The organism is Petropleomorpha daqingensis, assembly GCF_013408985.1.
Taxonomy (GTDB): Bacteria; Actinomycetota; Actinomycetes; order Mycobacteriales; family Geodermatophilaceae; genus Petropleomorpha; species Petropleomorpha daqingensis.
In genome coordinates this window covers 1185994-1201502 of the sequence record NZ_JACBZT010000001.1, presented here as the reverse complement: position 1 = coordinate 1201502, position 15509 = coordinate 1185994, and the positions used below count along the sequence as shown (strand labels likewise).

The 15509-nt window shown below is 74.8% G+C and carries 15 protein-coding genes; 8 read left to right on the top strand and 7 right to left on the bottom strand.

Annotated features, from left to right (window positions below; genetic code table 11):
* The first annotated feature begins 1 nt into the window (after position 1).
* The 4 genes from GGQ55_RS05865 (at position 2) to GGQ55_RS05850 (ending at position 3683) form a co-directional block, all read left to right on the top strand.
* Complete coding sequence (locus GGQ55_RS05865) at positions 2 to 826, top strand: cytochrome c biogenesis CcdA family protein (protein ID WP_179715543.1); 825 nt, start codon at positions 2 to 4, stop codon at positions 824 to 826.
* A complete protein-coding gene (gene resB, locus GGQ55_RS05860) occupies positions 823 to 2427 on the top strand; it encodes a cytochrome c biogenesis protein ResB (RefSeq protein ID WP_366488816.1) in 1605 nt (534 codons plus the stop codon). Before GGQ55_RS05865 ends, resB begins: the two co-directional genes overlap by 4 nt.
* Complete coding sequence (ccsB, locus tag GGQ55_RS05855) at positions 2424 to 3398, top strand: c-type cytochrome biogenesis protein CcsB (RefSeq protein ID WP_179715542.1); 975 nt, start codon at positions 2424 to 2426, stop codon at positions 3396 to 3398. The genes resB and ccsB overlap by 4 nt, the downstream gene beginning before the upstream one ends.
* A 66-nt stretch (positions 3399 to 3464) precedes the next feature.
* Positions 3465 to 3683 (top strand): hypothetical protein, encoded by a 219-nt coding sequence (locus GGQ55_RS05850; protein ID WP_179715541.1) that lies wholly within the window; start codon positions 3465 to 3467, stop codon positions 3681 to 3683.
* Here GGQ55_RS05850 and GGQ55_RS05845 read toward each other — a convergent pair whose 3' ends face one another.
* The gene (locus GGQ55_RS05845; RefSeq protein ID WP_179715540.1) at positions 3684 to 3899 is read right to left on the bottom strand and encodes a hypothetical protein; all 216 of its coding nucleotides are present in this window, start codon (positions 3897 to 3899) and stop codon (positions 3684 to 3686) included.
* 110 nt (positions 3900 to 4009) lie between these two features.
* On the opposite strand from GGQ55_RS05845, the gene GGQ55_RS28230 reads away from it, so the two are divergent.
* Together GGQ55_RS28230 and GGQ55_RS05835 are read left to right on the top strand one after the other, a co-directional pair.
* Positions 4010 to 4438, top strand: coding sequence for an Lrp/AsnC family transcriptional regulator (locus tag GGQ55_RS28230; protein ID WP_366488813.1), 429 nt, complete (start codon positions 4010 to 4012; stop codon positions 4436 to 4438).
* A complete protein-coding gene (locus GGQ55_RS05835; protein ID WP_179715539.1) occupies positions 4431 to 4784 on the top strand; it encodes a DUF4229 domain-containing protein in 354 nt (117 codons plus the stop codon). The genes GGQ55_RS28230 and GGQ55_RS05835 overlap by 8 nt, the downstream gene beginning before the upstream one ends.
* A 6-nt stretch (positions 4785 to 4790) precedes the next feature.
* Here the strand turns inward: GGQ55_RS05835 and GGQ55_RS05830 are convergent, their stop codons facing one another.
* The 4 genes from GGQ55_RS05830 to menE all read right to left on the bottom strand — a co-directional run bounded on the left by GGQ55_RS05830 (position 4791) and on the right by menE (position 10652).
* A complete protein-coding gene (locus GGQ55_RS05830) occupies positions 4791 to 5993 on the bottom strand; it encodes an HNH endonuclease signature motif containing protein (RefSeq protein ID WP_179715538.1) in 1203 nt (400 codons plus the stop codon).
* Between the two features lie 99 nt (positions 5994 to 6092).
* Positions 6093 to 8573: an aminotransferase class I/II-fold pyridoxal phosphate-dependent enzyme gene (locus GGQ55_RS05825; protein WP_179715537.1), complete on the bottom strand. Its 2481-nt coding sequence runs from the start codon at positions 8571 to 8573 to the stop codon at positions 6093 to 6095.
* Positions 8574 to 8646: 73 nt separating this feature from the next.
* Complete coding sequence (locus GGQ55_RS05820; RefSeq protein WP_179715536.1) at positions 8647 to 9519, bottom strand: 1,4-dihydroxy-2-naphthoate polyprenyltransferase; 873 nt, start codon at positions 9517 to 9519, stop codon at positions 8647 to 8649.
* The gene (gene menE / locus GGQ55_RS05815; RefSeq protein ID WP_179715535.1) at positions 9519 to 10652 is read right to left on the bottom strand and encodes an o-succinylbenzoate--CoA ligase; all 1134 of its coding nucleotides are present in this window, start codon (positions 10650 to 10652) and stop codon (positions 9519 to 9521) included. The genes GGQ55_RS05820 and menE overlap by 1 nt, the downstream gene beginning before the upstream one ends.
* 45 nt (positions 10653 to 10697) lie before the next feature.
* On the opposite strand from menE, the gene GGQ55_RS05810 reads away from it, so the two are divergent.
* Positions 10698 to 11621 (top strand): o-succinylbenzoate synthase, encoded by a 924-nt coding sequence (locus GGQ55_RS05810; RefSeq protein WP_179722332.1) that lies wholly within the window; start codon positions 10698 to 10700, stop codon positions 11619 to 11621.
* Positions 11618 to 13309: a 2-succinyl-5-enolpyruvyl-6-hydroxy-3-cyclohexene-1-carboxylic-acid synthase gene (gene menD, locus GGQ55_RS05805; protein ID WP_179715534.1), complete on the top strand. Its 1692-nt coding sequence runs from the start codon at positions 11618 to 11620 to the stop codon at positions 13307 to 13309. The genes GGQ55_RS05810 and menD overlap by 4 nt, the downstream gene beginning before the upstream one ends.
* Here menD and GGQ55_RS05800 read toward each other — a convergent pair.
* Positions 13306 to 14190 (bottom strand): DNA polymerase beta superfamily protein, encoded by an 885-nt coding sequence (locus GGQ55_RS05800; protein ID WP_218859176.1) that lies wholly within the window; start codon positions 14188 to 14190, stop codon positions 13306 to 13308. The two genes, menD and GGQ55_RS05800, sit on opposite strands and share 4 nt — an antisense overlap.
* Before the next feature lie 49 nt (positions 14191 to 14239).
* Positions 14240 to 15502 carry an isochorismate synthase gene (locus GGQ55_RS05795; RefSeq protein WP_179715533.1) on the bottom strand — a complete coding sequence of 421 codons (1263 nt, stop codon included), beginning with the start codon at positions 15500 to 15502 and terminating at the stop codon, positions 14240 to 14242.
* Between the last annotated feature and the right edge of the window lie 7 nt (positions 15503 to 15509).

The window sequence follows — 15509 nt, the reverse complement described above, 5'->3', positions numbered from 1 at the left end:
GGTGGGCGAGACCTTCAGCCGCCTGGTCACCGACGGCCCCCTGCTCGTGGCCGCCGGGATCGCGGCCCTCGTCGGGCTGATCAGCTTCGCCTCGCCGTGCGTGCTGCCGCTCGTGCCCGGCTACCTCTCCTACGTCACCGGCCTGGTCGGCACGGGCGCCCGTACCGCTTCGCCGGTCGCCGCCGGCAGTGGTGGGGGGACGGCGACCGCGGTGCGCACCGAGACCGACGAGCGCTCCCCCCGGGGCCGGATGCTCGCCGGCGCCCTGCTGTTCGTGCTCGGCTTCACGCTGGTCTTCGTCGCGTTCGGGGCGGCCTTCGGCGGTCTCGGCCGGCTGCTGCTCGAGTACTCCGACGTGCTCAACCGGGTGTTCGGCGTCGTCACGATCGTGATGGGCCTGGCGTTCCTCGGCTGGCTGCCGTTCCTGCAGCGCACCGCCCGGATCTCGGCGCGGCCCGTCGCCGGGCTGGCCGGGGCGCCGCTGCTCGGCATCGTCTTCGGGCTGGGCTGGACGCCGTGCCTCGGGCCGACGCTGGCCGCGGTCAACTCGCTCGCCTACGCCGAGGCCACCGCGGGCCGCGGGGCGGTCCTCGGGGTCGCCTACTGCCTCGGCCTGGGCATCCCGTTCGTGCTCGTCGCCCTCGGTGCGCGCTGGGCGATGGGCGCGACGTCCTTCCTGCGCCGGCACGCGCGCACGGTGACCCGGATCGGCGGCGCCGTCCTGGTCGTCGTCGGCATCCTGCTGGTCACGGGGCTCTGGACAGATCTCATGCAGTGGCTGCGGTCGGGGCTGGCCAGCAGCGGATTCGGGGAGTCGGCGCTGTGAGCGTTCTCGACCCGCCCCGGACGACGCCCGTCCCGCCGTCCCCGCCGCCGGTGCACCGCCGGGTGACCGGCACCCTGCTGCGCTGGTGGCGCCGGCTGACCGCCATGCGGACGGCGATCATCCTGCTGTTCCTGCTGGCGGTCGCGGCGATCCCCGGCTCGCTGCTGCCGCAGCGCTCGCTGTCGCAGAACCAGGTCAACGGGTACTTCACCGACCACCCGACGCTCGCGCCGATCCTGGACAAGCTGTACCTGTTCGACGTCTTCAGCTCGCCGTGGTTCGCCGCGGTGTACCTGCTGCTGTTCATCTCGCTGATCGGCTGCGTGCTGCCGCGCGGCCTGGAGCACCTGCGCGCGCTGCGGGCCGCGCCGCCGGCCGCGCCCCGGCACCTGCTGCGGCTGCCGGACTCCACGAGCGTGCCGACCCCGCTCCCCGGCACCGAGGCGCTGGACGTCGTGGAGGAGGAGCTGCGGGTCCGCCGGTTCCGGGTGGTGCGCCGCGACGGCAGCTCCGGTCCCGAGCTCTCGGCCGAGAAGGGCCTGCTCAAGGAGACCGGCAACCTCGTCTTCCACCTGTCGCTGGTGGCGCTGCTGCTGGCGCTGGCCGGCGGCAAGCTGTGGGGCTACGAGGGCAGCATCCTGGTCACCGAGGGGCAGGGCTTCTGCAACTCGTTCCAGCAGTACGACAACTACTCGGCCGGTCCGCTCGTCGAGGGCAGCGACCTCACGCCGCTGTGCATCAACCTCGAGGACTTCCGCGCGCAGTACGAGGAGGACCTCACCGCGTCGTCGTACACGGCGAAGATCACCTACGGCGCCCCCGGCGAGTCCGGCCGCGAGACCACGATCGGGGTCAACCACCCGCTGCGGGTCGACGGCGACCGGGTGTACGTGACCGGGCACGGGTTCAGCCCGACGTTCACCGTCACGCTGCCGGACGGGACCTCGTTCAAGGACATCTCGGTGCCCTTCCTGCCGTCGGACACCACGACGATGTCCAGCCAGGGCGCGCTCAAGCTGCCGGACCTGCCGGGGCAGAGCGACCAGCTGGCGCTGGAGGGGTTCTTCGCGCCGACCGGTGTCGTGCAGGGCGGCGTCCTGACCTCGGTCGACCCGCGGCCGCTGGCACCGCAGGTGGCGATCGTCGCCTACCGCGGCTACCTCGGCCTGGACTCCGGGCTGCCGCAGTCGGTCTACTCGCTCGACAGCACCCAGATCGACCGCGGCGCCCTCAACCGGGTCGGCGCGGCGAACCTGGCCGAGGGGCAGTCGCTCACCCTCGACGACGGGACGACGATCACCTTCAGCGGCTACAAGGAGTTCGCGGCGCTGCAGTTCTCGCACGACCCGGGGCAGGTGTGGGTGCTGGTCTCGGCGCTGGCGATGCTCGCCGGGCTGCTCGGGATGCTGCTCGTGCGCCGGGAACGGTTCTTCGCCCGGGTGACCGGGGCCCCGGACGGCGGCGGTACCGTTCTGTCGCTGGCCTCCCTCACGCGGGGCAGCGGCGATTCCGGTCCGCGGTTCGCCGCGCTGACCGGCGACCTGCGGGCGGCGCTGGACGCCCGCGCTCCTGCACCCGGACCGGAGGCTTCGCGCACGTGACCGCTGTCGAGCTGGCCCAGCTGTCGAACACGCTGTTCTCGATCACCGTCGCCCTGTACTCGCTGGGCGTCGTCGCGTTCTGCGCGCAGCTGGCGTTCGGTCGCCGTCCCGCGCGCACCCGTGAGCTCGTCGGCGCGGGCGCTCCGGTCGAACCGGCCGCCCCGGCGACCGAGCCCGCGGCCGAACCCGTTCGGGGACGGCGCTGGGGCCTGATCGCGATGGGGCTGACCGTCGCCGGGCTGGTCACCCACGTGGGGATCCTCGTCACCCGCGGGCTGGCCGTGGACCGCCTGCCCTGGGGCAACATGTACGAGTTCGCCACCGCGGTAGTGCTCGTCGCGGTGGCCGCGTTCACCGTCCTGGCCGTGCGGGCCCCCGCGCTGCGGCACATCGGCGCCTTCGTCATGGGGCCGGCCGTGCTGGCCCTGGTGCTCATCGGCCTGAAGCTCTACACCGACGCCAAGCCGCTCGTGGCGGCGCTGCGCTCGTACTGGCTGGCCATCCACGTGACCACGGCGATCCTCGGCTTCGGCATCTTCTTCGTCAGCGGGATCGCGAGCGTGCTGTACCTGCTGCGGACGCGGTACGAGGCCAAGGTGGCCGCGGGCGCGCCGGCCGGCGGCTCGGGCATGCAGATCGTGGAGCGGCTCCCCGCCGCCGCGGCCCTCGACCGCGTCGCGCACCGCACCGCCGTCTTCGGCTTCCCGATCTGGACCTTCGCCGTGATCGCCGGCGCGATCTGGGCGGAGAGCGCCTGGGGTCGGTTCTGGGGCTGGGACCCCAAGGAGACCTGGGCGTTCATCGCCTGGGTCGTCTACGCCGGGTACCTGCACGCCCGGACGACGGCGGGCTGGCGCGGGCGGCCGGCGGCATGGGTGAACGTCGTCGGGCTCGCGGTGATGATCTTCAACCTGCTGTACGTGAACCTGGTGTCGACCGGGCTGCACAGCTACGCGGGCGTCGGCAAGTGACGGATGTTGCCCCCGCGTGCTTCCATGCCCGCCATGGGTAGGCACACGGCCACGGACGGATCGTCCGTGCACCCTCTCGTCGCGGAGGGGATGGCCCGCCGGGGGACTGCGACCGCGTCGCACCGGACGGTCGAGGAGCAGGCGCAGCAGTCCGGCGAGGTCGGCTGGCCCGCGCCGCCGAACAAGGGCCACGGTCTCGGCTGGCCGGGTGACCTGTCCGCCGAGGGCGAGGAGCCCGCACAAGGCGGCCTCGGTTGGCTGCTCGGGACGACGCCCGCCGCTTGATCAGACGGTCGGGCCCTCGCCCTTGCTGCGGCGGCCGAGCTCGCGCAGGAAGTCGGGATCGTCGTCGGGAGCGACCGGACGGCGCGGGCGCTGCGGGCGCACCCGTGGCGGTCGCGGCGAGGAGACGCCTCCGCTGCCACCCGAGGCGGCCGCGGCGCGCATGAGGAGCACGACCACCCCGACCGCCACCAGGAGCACCACCAGGAACGCCGCCATCGGCACAACACCCCCTCGTCCGCCTCCAATGTACGTCCGCAGGAATACTCGGAAACGGACGGCGAACCGCCGTCGTCCGCACCCGCAGGACGGAGACCGTCATCGACGCCGTGGACCGCCAGCTCATCGACCTGCTGCGCGCGAACGGCCGGGCCAGCTACGCCGAGCTCGCCCGGCAGGTGGGGCTGTCCTCCCCGGCCGTGCACGAGCGGGTCGGCAAGCTCGAGGCGGCCGGGGTGATCTCCGGCTACCGGGCGGTCATCGACCCGGCCGCGGTGGGCCTGCACGTGACGGCTCTCGTCGGTGTGATCGAGAGCGACTCGGTCGACGACACCGGCGTCGAGGAGGCACTGCGGGCCACGCCCGGCATCGAGGACTGCTGGCGCGTGGCCGGCAGCGAGGGCTACGTGCTCAAGGTGCGGGTTTCCGACATCCCGGCTCTGGAGGCCACCATCAGTGCGTTGAACCGGATCCGGGGCGTTGCCCGCACCCGGACGACGGTCGTCCTGTCCACCAAGTGGGAGGGCCGTGATGGCTGAGACCACCCCCACCCCCGCCGAGTCGACCGCCTCGGGAAGCGTCCCGGCACCGGGCGGTCCCGACGGCCGGCCGGCCAGCCCGCCGAAGGTGCTGCCCTGGCTGCTCTTCTACACGTTCGACCGGATCGCGATCGCGGTCGTGCTCGTGCTCGTGCTGTGGTGGGCGGGCCTCGCCAGCTACGCCGGGCTGCTGTTCGGCGTGCTGCTGTCGATGCCGGTGAGCTACCTCGTCCTGCGGCCGGTGCGCGATCGGCTCACCGAGGCGCTCGCGGCGCGCAGCGTCGCCCGCCGGACGGCCAAGGAAGACCTCCGGGCGCGGCTGTCCGGCGACGAGACCGACGACTGACGCGTTTCAGCCCGCTCGGCTGAGCTCTTCGGCATCGGTGGGCTCGGGTCGGATGGTGAGGATCTCGGTGCCGTCGGGTCGGTAGGTGTGCCATCGCCCGGCGGGATCTCGCTGGATCGTGAAGCCGTGGTGGACCTGGGTGTGGTGGCGTTCGCAGAGCAGCGCGGAGTTGTCCAGGCTGGTTTCGCCGCCGAAGAGCCAATGCACCACATGATGGACGTCGCACCACCAGGCCGGTCCGTCGCAGCCGGCGAAGACGCAGGCCTCGTCGCGTAGTTCGACGGCTTTTCGTAGAGCCGGGGTGGCCAGACGTTGACTGCGGCCCAGATCCAAGAGTTCGCCGTCGGGGGCGATGAGGTAGCGGCGCAGTTCGGCGTCGCAGGCGACCTGCCGGGCTTTCGCGGCGGAGACGACGCCGCCGAAGCCGAGGGTCGCGGCGCCTCTGCCGGTGCCCGGGTCGGCGAGGTCCTCCGAGCCGATCTTCACCGCGACCTGCGGGCGGGTGCGGCGCAGCAGGGGGGCGGTGCCGGCGGCCAGGGTGTTGTCGGCCCACTGGACCAGCGCGTCGGCCTGCTGCTGGGCGAGGGTGCGCTGGTCACCGGCGGGCCGGTCGGCCTGCCGGTGGGCCTCCAGCGCGGCCTGGACCTTCTGCGCGCCGAGCGGATCGAGGTGGAAGCGGCCGGTGACGCTGCCGTCGGCGTGCGTGACGAGGGTCAGGAACCGCTCCTCGGTGGGATCGGGTTCCGGGCCGTCCTGATCGAGGCGTTGCAGCACCTGGTGCACCAGCTCGGTCAGGTCCGCGTGCGGCCGGTCGACGGCGAACCGGCCGAGCACCTGCCCGACCGCCGCGACGCTGCCGCCCTGGGCGGTGATCAGCCGGGCGTACTTCGGCGCGGTGATCTGCGCGATCACCTCGACCTGATCGGCGGTCAGGCGCCCGGCGGCGTGGGCCTCCTCCACGTCCGGGAGCTGCTCGAGCGCGCGGCCGTTGCGCACCACCTGCGAGGCCGCGGCCTTCGACAGCCGGCCGTGCCCGCGCAGCCACGACTGCGCCGTCTTCTGCCCGTCGCCGGCGAACGCCCGCTTGGAGTCCGCGACGCGGACGGTGCGCGCCAGCTCGGCCTGCGCCCGGTTGACCGCCTCGACGAGATCACGCGTGCGGTCGAGCAGCTCAGGGCCGCTCAGCGCGTGGAGGTGGTCGGAGGACATGACCGCAACGCTAGCGACGCACCGGTCTCGACGCCGGGGCGAATCCCCAGGTCAGAGCCCTGTCCACAGGTTGCCGTCCGGGGTTGACAGCCCCGCCGCTCAGCTCACGCCGACGCTCTCCGCGACCCGGGCCAGCACGTCGGCGTTGAAGGTCTCCGTCGGCTGGACGTAGGCCCACCGCTTCTCCGACGTCGCCCCGAAGCGCGCCTTGTGCAGGTCGGCGCTCATGCCGTACAGGATCCGCGGGGCGCCGTGCCGCAGGGCGCTGCGCACCGACTGGAAGAGCAGCTGCTGGTAGCTGTGGTGGGTCGGCACGTACTCGTAGTCCAGCCCGACGAACAACGGCGCGACGTGCCCGTCCTCGCCGGGCACGACGTGCTGCACCGCGAAGGCCACGGGCGACGACGACACCTCGGGCAGGGACAGGAGCACGATCTCCCACGCCGGGGACTCGAGCGCGGAATCGATGACCCGGCGCGGCAGCGGGAAGACGTTGAGCTCGAACGAGCGCGCGTGCACGTTGCGGTACAGCTCGTACAGCCGGTCGCGGGTCGCGTCGTCCAGGGCGAGCGCCTCACGACTGCCGCCGGGCAGCACGTCCACCTGGTACCGCGGCTCCCAGGCCAGGACGCGGGTCCGCTGGTGGTACCGGTGCTTGCGGGTGAGCCCGGCCAGGAACTCCTCGTCGTCGGTGAAGCCGACGTGCCGCACCCAGGTGTTCCAGAGCGGGAGGCGCATCAGCCCCTCGCCGAGCAGGAACGCGTGCATCTCGTCGTCCCCGTCGGGCAGGTCCCGCAGGACGATCGCGCCGGCACCGGCGAGGTCCTCCTCGTGCCGGGCCGCGGACAGGATCATCCGCAGCGCCCCGCGCCAGTCGCGCGAGCGGTCGAGGTAGAGGTGGTCGCCCTCGGTGAGCAGCGACCCCATCCCGAGCGTGGACGACGTCAGCAGGTAGCTGTCCGCCGTCTCGGTGCGGCGGCGCTCCACCTCGCGGCTGACCGCCGCCGAGGAGAGCATGTCGTCCTTCCACAGCGCGGTGGTGAAGAACGTGGCGGCGACGGGCACGCCCGAGCGGTCGCGGACGATCCAGTAGTGGAAGTCCCAGGCGTCCTCGGTCTGGCCGGCGGCTCCGGTGCCGCCCTGGTCGAACACCGACTCGAAGGTGCGCAGCGCCGCGGCGGTGAACGTGCCGCGGGTGCCGAGCAGCCGGTCCCACTCGCCGGCGTCGATCGTCGCGATCGAGCGGTGGTGCTCCAGCCGCAGGGCCGGCCGGCGCGGCTTCGACGGCGCCTCCTCGGCACCGAGCACCTGGCGGCCGCGCAGCTGCCGGTGGAACGCGCGGTGCAGGTCGGCCACCGAGGCGCCCTCGTCGGTGATCGCGGCCGGCAGGTGCTCGGCGAGCGCGCTCACCAGGCCAGCGACGTCGTCCTCGGTGTGGTGCGCCGTGATCGTGATGCGCGCACCGCTGCGCTTGGCCGGGACGGCGGGGAACGAGGCGGTGTTGACGTGGTACCCGGCCGAGCGCAGCCGCTCCACCAGCCGGTAGGCGACCGAGGACACCCCGGCGCCGACGCAGCGGATCGGCGTCTCGGACTCCGAGACCACCGGCAGCTCCGCCTCGGCGGCCAGCTTGTTGAACAGCCGGATCCGGTCGAGCAGCAGATCCTGGCGCTCGGCGATCTCGGGCGTCATATGCAGCCGCGCGGAGGCGAGGATCGCGCCCAGCATCGGCGGCTGCACCGGCCCGGAGAAGATCAGCGGGGCGCCGACCCGGAGCACCCGGCCGCGGGTCTCCTCGTCGGGGAAGGTCATCGCACCGCCCGAGGCGGCGAAGGACTTGTTCAGCGACGCGGCGACGACGGTCCGGGCGAGCGTCGCGGGGGCGAGGTGCTCCAGCGCGTGGCCGCGGCCGTGCCGGCCGGTCCACGAGACGGCGTGCGCGTCGTCGATGTAGAGCCACAGGTTGTCGTGCCGCGCGGCGAGCTCGTCGAGCTCCTCGGTGGGCAGCAGGTCGGCGTACATGGAGTACAGCCCGTCGGCGGCGAACCAGACCCGCCGGTGCGTGCGCTTGTAGCTCTCCAGCCGCTTCTCGAGCGTCCTCAGGTCGCCGTGCGGGATGAGCTCGACGCGCGCGCCGCCGGACTGGACCAGCTTCGCCGCCGTCTGCACGGAGTGGTGGACCTGGTGGTCCATGACCAGGACGTCGCGGTCGCCGATCAGCGTCGGCATCGTGGCGATGTGCCCCATGGACGTCGAGGGGGTGACGATGGCGCCGCGCCCGAACAGCCGGGACAGCGTCTCCTCGACCTCGCGGTAGAGGGGCGCAGCGGCGTAGACGCGGGACGAGGAGAACTGGGTGCCGAAGCGGTCGACCGCGTCGTGCACGCCGGCCTTGAGCGCGGGGTGCATCTCCAGCCCGAGGTAGGAGCAGGAGCCGAAGTTCACCATGCGGCGGCCGTCGATCGTGACGTGCCGACCGTCCAGGGCGGTGTCCTCGACGACGTTGTGCAGCAGTCCGCGCCGCACTCCGTCGGACACGACCTCGTCGACCGCGTTGAGCAGTTCCTCCGTGGTTGCCACCGTGGGTCTCCCTCCCCGCTGCCGTCCTACGTCCGTGCAGCGACGGGCAGCGGGAAGATCTTCCGCCCGAAAGTCAGCCGCTGAGGGCTGTTCCGATACCGAGCATCACCCCTGTGAGCAGGGTCAGCAGCCCGGTCCCCTGCAGCACGGCGATGAGCTCGGGGCCCCGGCCGCCGCCCAGGACGATGCGACCGGGTGGTACGGCGAGCGGCGCCGCGACGAGCCCGAGCAGCGCCCAGGGCCGCACCAGTCCGATCCCCATGATCGCAATGAATGCCCCGACGAGGAGTGCGATGTAACCCACACGGGTGGCGCGGTCGCCCAGGACGACGGCGAGCGTGCGCTTGCCGACGGCGGCGTCGCCCGGGATGTCCCGCAGGTTGTTGGCCACCAGGATCGCCACGATGAGCAGCCCGACCGGGACGGCGCAGGCGAACGCCAGCCGCTCCACCGACTGCGTCTGGACGAACGTCGTCCCCACGACGGCGACCAGACCGAAGAAGACGAAGACGAAGATCTCGCCGAGCGCCCGGTAGCCGTAGGGGATCGGGCCGCCGGTGTAGGTCCACGCCGCGACGATGCAGGCGGCCCCCACGGCGAGCAGCCACCAGCTCGACATCGCGGCGAGCACGAGCCCGGCGACGGCGGCGACGGCGAACGCGAGCACCGTGGCCGTGAGCACCTGCCGCGGCGTCGCCGCCCCCGAGCCCACCAGCCGCATCGGCCCGACGCGGTCGGCGTCGGTGCCGCGGATGCCGTCGGAGTAGTCGTTGGCGTAGTTCACCGCGATCTGCAGGGCCAGCGCGACGACCAGCGCCAGCAGCGCCGGTACGAGCCGGAACCCGTCGAGCCCCGCGGCGACGCCGGTGCCGACGAACACCGGGGCGACGGCGGCCGGCAGCGTGCGCACCCGGGCGCCGGCCACCCACTGCGCGGGCGTGGCCATCAGCGCAATCCCTCCGCGACACCGCGGCGGTCGGGCTTGCCCGTGTGCAGGGTCGGGACGGCGGCGATCAGGTGCAGCTCCTTCGGTGCGGCAGGGGCTCCCAGCCGGTCGGTCACCCACGGCCGCAGGTCCGCCAGCGCCGGCTGCGCGCCGGGCGCCGGGACGACGGCGGCCACGACGCGCTGCCCCCACTCCTCGTCGGGCCGGCCGAAGACGACCGCGTCGGCCACGTCGGCGTGCTCGCGCAGCGCCGCCTCCACGGCCTGGGGCGCCACGTTCACCCCGCCGCTGATGAGGACGTCGTCCAGCCGGCCGTGCACGGTCAGCCGGCCCTCGTGGTCGATCGAGCCGGCGTCGCGGGTGCGGAACCAGCCGTCGGCGAACGCCACGGCCGTCCCCTCGGGGTCGAGCCGGTAGCCGAGGGCGAGCGTCGGCCCGGCGATCTCGACGCCGTCGGCCACCCGCACGCGGACGCCGTCCAGCGGCACCCCGTCGTAGACGCAGCCCCCGGCGGTCTCGGTCATGCCGTAGGTCGTGGCCACCGCGACCCCCGCGTCGCGCGCCCGGTCGAGCAGCGCCGGGTCGGTCGCCGCGCCGCCGACCAGGACCGCGTCGAACGCGGATAGCGCCACCGGCTCGGCGTCGAGGTAGCGGCGCAGCTGGGTCGGCACGAGCGCGGTGTACCGCCGCCCGGCCGGCATGCGCTCGACCGCGTCGGCCAGCCGCTCGTCCTCGCCCAGCACGGTCGGACGGTGACCGGCGACCACCCCGCGGCAGAGCACCTGCAGACCGGCGATCGCCGAGGCGGGCAGCGCGAGCAGCCAGGACCCGGGGCCGCCGAGCCGGTCGTGGGTGGCGGTGGCGGAGGCGGTGAGCGCGGAGGCCGGCAGCAGCACGCCCCGGCCGGTGCCGGTCGAGCCCGAGGTCACGACGACGAGGTCGGCGCCGTCCTCGAGCGGCTCGTCGGGGCGGAGGACGGCGTGGGCGGCCTCGACAGCGGCCGGCGCACCCGCGGGCAGGACGGCGAGCGGCGCCGTACCGGCCAGGCAGGCGCGCACGGCGGGCTCCACATCGGACAGGACGGCGTCCTCGGAGCGGCCGGGCGCGGGCACGAGGGTGAGGTGCCTGGCCACGACAGGCAAGCCTACGTCGCTGCCGAAAGTAGGCTGTTCCGCGTGATGTCGGCGCAGGTGTGGTCCGTGCCGATGCGCACCCGTTTCCGCGGCATCGACGTCCGCGACGGCGTGCTCGTGCGGGGACCGGCCGGCTGGGGCGAGTTCTCGCCGTTCTGGGACTACGACGTCGCCGAGAGCCGCCGCTGGTGGGCCGCCGCGCACGAGGCGGCCACGGAGGGCTGGCCGGCGCCGGTCCGCGACCGCGTGCCGGTCAACGTGACCGTGCCCGCCGTCGACGCCGAGCGGGCGCGCGCGATCGTCACCGCCTCCGGCTGCCGCACCGCCAAGGTCAAGGTCGCCGAGCCCGGTCAGAGCGAGGACGACGACCTCGCGCGGGTGGAGGCCGTCCGCGACGCGCTCGGTCCCGACGGTGCGATCCGGGTCGACGCCAACGCGGCCTGGGACGTCGACACCGCCGTCGAGCGGATCAAGCACCTCGACCGGGTGGGGCTGGAGTACGTCGAGCAGCCCTGCGCGTCGCTCGACGACCTGCTGGTGCTGCGCCGGCGGATCGACGTCCGGATCGCCGCCGACGAAGTGGTGCGGCGGGCGGCCGACCCGCTCGCGGTCGACCTGCGCGAGGTCTGCGACGTCGTCGTCCTCAAGGTGCAACCGCTGGGCGGGGTGCGCGCGGCGCTGCGCGTCGCCGAGGCGCACGGCCTGCCCTGCGTGGTGTCGAGCGCCCTGGAGTCGTCGGTCGGCATCGCCGCCGGTGTCGCGCTGGCCGCGGCGCTGCCCGAGCTGCCGTTCGCCTGCGGGCTGGCCACCGTGGCGCTGTTCACCGACGACGTCACGAGCACGCCGCTGCTCCCGGTGGACGGTGCGCTGCCCGTCGTCCGTCCCGAGCCGGACCGGCTGCCCCAGGTGGCCGCCGACCCGGAGACCGAGGCGCGGTGGCGGGCGCGGCTCGCGGCGGTGCAGGCGTGAACCCGGCCACCGCCTTCGCCCGCGTCCTGGTCGACGAGCTGGTCCGCGGCGGGGTCACCGACGCCGTCCTGGCGCCCGGCTCGCGCTCGGCACCCGTTGCGCTGGCCCTGGCCGCCGCGGAGCGGACCGGCCGGCTGCGGTTGCACGTGCGCATCGACGAGCGGACGGCGGCCTTCCTCGCCCTCGGGCTGGCCAAGGCCTCCGGCCGCCCGGTGCCCGTGCTGACCACGTCCGGGACGGCGACCGCCCACCTGCACGCCGCCGTGCTCGAGGCCGACGCGAGCGGGGTGCCGCTGGTCGCGCTGACCGCCGACCGGCCGCCGGAGCTGCGCGCGACCGGCGCCAACCAGACGATCGAGCAGACCGCGCTCTACGGCGGCGCGGTGCGCTGGGCCGCCGACGTCGGCGTCCCCGAGGCCGGCCGCGAGCAGGCGCAGAACCGGTACTGGCGCTCGGTGGTCTCCCGGGCGCTGCTCGTGGCCCGCGGCGAGCTGTCCGCCGACCCGGGGCCGGTGCACCTGAACCTGCCGCTGCGCGAGCCGCTCCTGCCCGACGACGAGCCCGGCGAGCTCACCGGCCCCTGGGCCGGTCGCGACGGCGGCGCGGCGTGGACCGGCGTGCGCCCCCGCGCGGGCCGGACGACCACGGACGTCACCTGGTCGCCGCGGACGCTGCTCGTGGCCGGCGACGGCCCCGCCTCGTGGGGCCGGATCGCCGCGGAGAACGTCGAGCGGTTCTGGCCGGTCGTCGCCGAGCCGAGCAGCGGCGCCTGGATATCCGGTGCGCTGCGCGGCGGCGTGCTGTTGCTCGGTGCGCGCGAGTGGCTCGACGAGCACCTGCCCGACCGCGTCGTCGTGCTCGGCCGGCCGACGCTCTCCCGGCCGGTGTCGGCGCTGCTGGCCGACCCGCGGGTCGAGGTCGAGGTGACGTCCGGGACCGCCCGCTGGGCCGACGCGGCCCGCAGCGCGACGACCGTCGGTGTCAACTTCTCCGCCGGCCCGGGGGAGGGCGGCCCGCACATCGACGGCGGGTGGGCCCGCGAGTGGGCCGTCGCGGCCGACCGGGTCGGTGCGGCCGTCGACGCCGTCCTCGACGCCGCCCCGGCGCTGAGCGCCGCCCGGCTCGCCCGCGACCTCGTGGCCGCGCTGCCGGCCGGATCGCTGCTCGTGCTCGGCTCGTCGACGCCGGTCCGCGACGTCGACCGGCTGGCCGTGCCCCGCGGCGACGTCACGGTGCTGGCCAACCGCGGCGTCGCCGGCATCGACGGCACGATCTCCACCGCGATCGGCGCGGCCGCCGTGCACGGCGGCCGCGCGTTCGCCCTGCTCGGCGATCTGACGTTCCTGCACGACGCGACCGGGCTGCTCGTCGGTGAGGGGGAGTCGCGGCCGGACCTCACGGTCGTCGTCCGGGACGACGACGGCGGCGGGATCTTCGCCCAGCTGGAGCCCGGCGAGGACCGGCACGCGACCGACTACCGGCGGGTGTTCGGCACCCCGCACGGCCGCGACCTGGTCGCGGTGGCCGAGGCGATGGGCTGGCCCGCGACGGCGGTGTCGACGCCCGACGAGCTGCGCGCCGCCCTGGCGCTCGGCGGCCCGCGGGTGGTCGTCGTCCGCACCGACCAGCGCGAGGAGGCGCGGCTCGCGCGCGAGCTCCGCGACGCCGCCGTCGACGCCCTCCGCTAGCCGCCGAGCGCCGCCCAGTACGCCAGGTACGAGCGGTGCAGCCAGTCGTCCACCCACGCCCGGTCGGGCTCGGGCGGGACGGCGCTGCCGGTCTGGAGCGCCGTCAGCCTCGCCTCGACGTCGGCGATCGCGGCCAGCACCTCGGGCAGCGCTATCTCGCCGCGGCGGACCGACCGCAGGTACGTCCGATCCGGCTCCGGGATGGGCAGGGTGATCTGCCCGGTGCTGAGCAGCTCGATGCCCTGCAGGCCCAACCGCAGCGCGTGCATCGCGAACTTCGAGTCGTACCCGTGCGCGGCGACCAGTTCCGGCCGGTTGGTCTTCGCGCCGACCTCCCCGGTCATCGCCGCCCGCTGCGCCTGCAGGTAGCCCAGGAACCGCCCGCCGGCCCGCTGCGAGACGAACCGGTCGGCGTGCGCCACGAGCTCGGCGCCGCACGCGTCGCGGAACACGACCTCGTCGTCCGGGACGAAGAGCAGCAGCAGGATCGACGGGTTGCCCTCGCAGGCCAGCCGGGCCCACTTGCGCGCCGAGTAGACGACGACGTCCAGATCACCCGCACCCGAGCGGTTGGCCAGCCCGCCGGGCCGGTCCCAGGCGGTGTGCCGGTGGTACTGCTGGAACCGGACGGTGGCGTGCGAGCCGGCGCCGGCCGGCACCTGTGCCAGACCGGTGACGAACGCGGCCGGCTCCAGGCACACGCCCATCTCGTCGCGGTCGTCCTGGCCGCTGATCGACGTGCCGTGCACCCCGGAGCCGACCTGCGCGCGCAGACCCGTGCCGGCCTCGGCGATCCGCCGCGCCTCCTCGGAGGCGTGCGGGTGGGCGTAGCCGGGCGGCAGCGAGCGGTCGCCGAGGATCACGGCGGGACGGCGGGTCACCCGGGCACTGTGCCTGCCCGGGGCCGTCCCGTCGCGGCATTTCCGCCGGTCAGCCCTCGAGGGCGGCCTGGAAGGCGGCGAACTTCACCTGGGTCTCGGCCAGCTCGGCGGCCGGGTCGGAGCCGGCGACGATGCCGCAGCCGGCGAACAGCCGCGCGGTGCACGGGTCGGCGGGGGAGATCTCGGCGCAGCGCAGCGCGAGCCCGAACTCGCCGTCCCCGCGGGCGTCGACCCAGCCCACCGGACCGGCGTAGCGGCCGCGGTCCATGCCCTCCAGCTCGCCGATCAGCGCGACCGCCGCCGCGGTCGGCGTGCCGCCGACCGCGGCGGTGGGATGCACGGCACCGATCAGCTCCAGCAGCCCGGCCCGGCTGCGCGGTCCGGTGCGCCGCTGGGTGCCGGTCACGTCGGTGGCCAGGTGCCGGACGTTGGCCAGGGTCAGGAGCTCCGGCTCCTCGGGAGCGCTGAGCGAGCTGCAGTACGGGGCCAGCGCGCCGACCAGGGAGTCGACGGCCAGCGCGTGCTCGGCGCGGTCCTTGGCCGACCCGAGCAGCGCCGCGGCCAGCCGCTCGTCCTCGGCGCCCGCGCCGCGCGGGGCCGTGCCGGCGAGCACCCGGGCCGAGAGCTCGCGGCCGGTGCGCCGCAGCAGCAGCTCCGGCGTCGCGCCGAGCAGCCCGTCGACGGCGAAGGTCCAGCAGTCCGGGAAGCGGTCGGCGAGGCGCCGCAGCAACCGCCGCGGGTCGAGGGGCTCGTCGGCCGCCACGATCAGGTCGCGGGCGAGCACGACCTTGGCCAGGTCACCGGCGGTGATCCGCTCGACGGCGGCCGCCACGGCGGCGCACCAGCGCACCGGGTCGAGCTCGCCGTCGGCGTAGCGCAGCCGGCCCGCGCCGCCGTCCGGCACCGGCCGGGGGGAGGGCAGCCGCCGCGAGCCGGCGCTGGTCACCCACGTGACGCCGTCCCGGCGCCCGACGACGACCTCGGGGACGACGAACACCGACGTCCCGGCCACCGGGTCGAAGGCGATGCTGGCGAACAGCACCGGACCCGAGCCGGGCACGCCGACGTGGTCCTCGACGGTCAGCTCGCCGGTGTAGGCCGACCACCAGGCCGCGGCGTCGGCGAGGGCGCCGGGACCGGTGACCTCCAGCCGGGCGGCCTCGCCCCAGCCGACCAGACCCTCGCCGCGGCGCACCCAGGACAGCGCGCCCTCGGCGGGCAGGTGGGCGAGCAGGTCGTGCGCGTCGTCGACCTTCCGGGAGACGAGCGTGCGCGCGGCGGCATCCGGCGAGGTCACGGCAGCCGCAGTCACGGGCCCA